Raw genomic sequence first — 3,914 nt, 5'->3', positions numbered from 1 at the left:
ATTCCTGTTGCAACAAATGACAACTTTGATGTGGAACTTAACTCTCCTATTGTAGGTGATCTGATCAATGCTAATAACGGCAATGGTTCAGATTTTGATGTAGATAATGATGCGTTAATAATAAGCCATATCAATGGCAAAGTTGTTAATTTTGATGACGATGGGAAGGCTTCAGTTCCTATTGAGGGCGGCACACTAATCATCAATCGTGATGGGACATTTGAGTTTCAATATTCTGGAAATGAACCAACAGAGATTCGCTTTAATTATACAATCACTGATGGAATTAACTTTAGTGAGCCTGCTGATGTTCTTATTGATATTAACGATACGACAGCTCCAAAAGATCCAATAGTAGAAATTGTCGATGACGTAAATAATGATAAAACGCTTACTCAAGATGAAATGGGCGATGATGGTGTCCTACTACGAGTTACGATCGATCATACTGAGCTATTGAAAGGTGGGCAAGTTGATATCCACCTATTAGTAGGAACAAGTCCAAATTATTCGACTGATATTTGGTATAAAGCCATTCTGTCAGAGACAGGCCAGTTAATCGTAACGGATATTAATGATAATGAAGTTACTGGCTTTGTATATGACTCTTCTACTGGTGCAATTTCTTGGTCAATTTCTGAACCTGAAGAAGGCGAGAGCATTAATGTTAGGGCTAAACAAATTGATAAAACAGGTAACGCTTCAGGTAATGCTGATGATATGGCAGAAGTAGAGATTGTTGCATCAGCGCCAGAATTACAGCTTACATCAGATAGCTTATTAGCCTCTCTTAACTTTGAAGGAATTCATACTAGTAGCTACAAGCAAAATGTTAATTCTTCTACTTTAGATGAGAGGTTTGTTGGCAATTGGGGAACTCATAACTCTTCTGGTAATTTAGAAATAGGAACTGCTACTACCTATCTAAGTTCATCTGCAGCTGCAGGCCATGGGTATGTTCTTGAGCTTGAGAATCATAATGGTGATAGAAGTTTATTCTTTGATATTGAGCTTAAAGAAGGCAGAGATTATGAAATTAATTTTGAAGCTGCCGCAAGGGCAGGGGTAACTCCAGATGATTCCAACTTTGTTGTCAAAATACAAAAAATGGGACCGAATGGTGAACTTGAAATTGTTGAAACAATAGAAGTAGATTTCAATAGTACAAATGTGTGGCAACAGATAAATCAAGTCATTAATGTTGATGAATCTGGTTTGTATCGAATTGAATTCTATGCAAATAACGGAAACACACACGGTGCGCTCTTAGACAACATCAGTTTCTCAGAACAAATTAATGAAGGTTACGAAGATAGCTTTATCAAGATCAGTGAAATTACAGCGTCACTTACTGATCCTGATGAAACACTATCAATTGAACTTTCAGGTTTACCTGCTGGGACCTTAGTTAAAGGTTTACTTGCAGATGGTACTCAAGTAGGTCCTCTTGAGGTAGACGCTGAAGGCAAAGTCATTATTCCTGATAGTTGGGATTATAGTTCACTGTTTGTCCAAACCGATCAAGTCGGAACTTATGAAGTAACGGTTACTGCAACAAGCACAGAAAGTAATAATAGTAGTGAATCAACTTCTTCTTCTTTCGACTTATATGTGTATCCTCAGGGATACGTAGCTATTGATCCTATCGCTAATACGGCCGATATCATAACAACAGCTTCTAGTGGAACAATTGAAATTCCTGAAGAGTGGTTATTGCACTCAGATATAGCGCCAATGGGTACTTCATTTAAAGTTGTAACCGGTGCAATTCACACTGATGACAAGATTTTGGTTGATGTAATTGATGATGCTTCATTTGAATACCAATTAAATTCATACGGTCAGTATTCAAGTTCAACAGTAGATATTGATGTCAGAGAAAATGATCTCACGAGATCTATCGACGGTGACGAATTTAACAATATTATGATAGCAGGTGACACTAATGAAAAAGATCCTGGTGTTCATTTTAAAGGGCTTAAAGGGGACGACGTCCTTGTTGGTAGCAACGGAAGCGACATACTAGAAGGTAATATTGGTAATGATCTTCTTATTGCAGGAAAAGGTGATGATACTTTAATGGGCGGCAAGGGAGAAGATATCATCAAGGGTGGAGCTGGCAATGATATTCTCAGAGGTGATGGTGGCATTGATGGATTCGAAGATACCTTTGTCTGGTTAAAGGGAGATACAGGTCAAGATACTATTTTAGATTTTGATGTTGGTATCGATAAATTAGATTTAAGCGATTTATTAATCGATGAAGACATAGATATAATTGAAAACTATTTAACCCTAAGATTTACTGACGATAACGGCAATAGATTAGATAATAAGTTAATTATAGATATTTATGCCGATGGGGATAAATCTGCAGAACCTACACAGCAAATAGTTCTCAACGATGTAGGTGAAGCACTAGATTATAATGTCGAACTTGCATGGAATGAACTACTTGGTAGTGATCGAGATGGCTCAGGCGCATTAATTCTTGGTGAGGGGGTTGCAGCTCCATTACAAGCTAAAGTGAGTGGGGCTCCAGAACTAGATGAATATAAATACGTAGATTCATCGATTAATATTCCATAATGGATAGTAAAACATTTCTTCAAAAGCCCCAATTTGGGGCTTTTTTGTTGCCAATTTTAACGCCCCTATGGAGGTGGTGATCGTTTTAATAAGTTGCGCTAAAAATTCAGTTTCACATTTTTGTCAAAAAATTGACGTTTACTTGTAATCAGGTTAAAGTTTAATCTATTTTCATTTTGTATACAAAATATTCACTTCATGGATGGAAGTGATTAGGGGATGACATGGATCGTTATACTGCAGTGCAAGCTGGCAGGTTTACTGCTGTTTCTGGAAAAGTAACTGTAAAACTGGGTGATATCGAGTATCGTGCTGCAGAGAACGAGCTCATTCCTCAAGGTGCGAGCATCGTAGCTGAAGAACGTGCGCTCTTTCAAATTCAATTTGATGACGGTGAAATTCGTTCAAACTCAGTTCAGCTCAGTGATAATTCAAGCTTAATAAAGGTTGAGCTAACTACTGATATCCAACAATTACAAGCTATCATTGCTGCTGGCGGTGATCCTACCGTTGATCTACCAGAGACTGCAGCAGGTGGTCCAATTGGAAACCAAGGTGGATTTGATTCTGTTGAATTAACTCGAAATGCTTCTGAGACAATTGCCCGAACCTTATTCGATACACAAGAACTTCCTGTAGGAGAAGTTTCTGCTCAAGATGATTCTCCAGATTCAGTAAATACACCACCAGTAATCTTAGGGCCAGATAATGGCTTCGTTGATGAGTCAGGCGCCGACTCTAATAATAATGATTTTGTAGGTATATCTACAGTTACTGGGCAAATGCAAGCCAGTGATGCTGAAAATCAAAATGAATTAGTTTGGAGTATCGAGTCTTCACAAAATGACTATGGTTCTTTTTCACTTGATGCAGTTTCAGGAACCTGGGTTTTTACTCTAGATAATCAAGCCGATATCGTACAAGCACTTCAAGAGGGGGAAACTGTTACTTTGACTTATACGGTCAGAGTAAACGATGGACAAGGTGGCATTGCTGAATCATTTGTTATTATTACCGTTGAGGGAACAAATGACAGACCTGTTATCACTGGCGATGTTTTTGCTGGTACCGTCGATGAATCGGGTGTAGATGTACTAAATAATAACACTTCAGGGATCCCAAGCATCAGCGGCCGGCTAACTGCGACTGACATTGATAATGACCAAAGCGAATTAACTTGGAACCTTGAAAGTGCCCAAACTGCGTATGGCAGCTTCAGCGTTGACGCAATTTCGGGTTTGTGGACTTTTGAACTAGATAACAATGCAGCAGTCGTCGAAGCCATGCAAGACGGCGACAGCATTGACCTAATCTACACAGTGCGA

At 38.7% G+C, this 3,914-nt stretch carries 2 protein-coding genes; both read left to right on the top strand.

Features of this window, described 5'->3' with window-relative positions; all coding sequences use genetic code 11:
* A partial coding sequence (locus tag AC1EU2_RS18580; RefSeq protein ID WP_480299768.1) for an Ig-like domain-containing protein occupies positions 1–2,589 on the top strand: 2,589 nt, incomplete at its 5' end.
* A gap of 224 nt (positions 2,590–2,813) precedes the next feature.
* Positions 2,814–3,914: VCBS domain-containing protein (locus AC1EU2_RS18575; RefSeq protein ID WP_480299767.1), on the top strand; the 1,101-nt coding region annotated here is incomplete at its 3' end.

It is taken from the genome of Parashewanella sp. 2304DJ23-3 (assembly GCF_056591695.1).
Note: the sequence above shows the minus strand (reverse complement) of the source record. Positions and strands in the feature narration are given on the sequence as shown.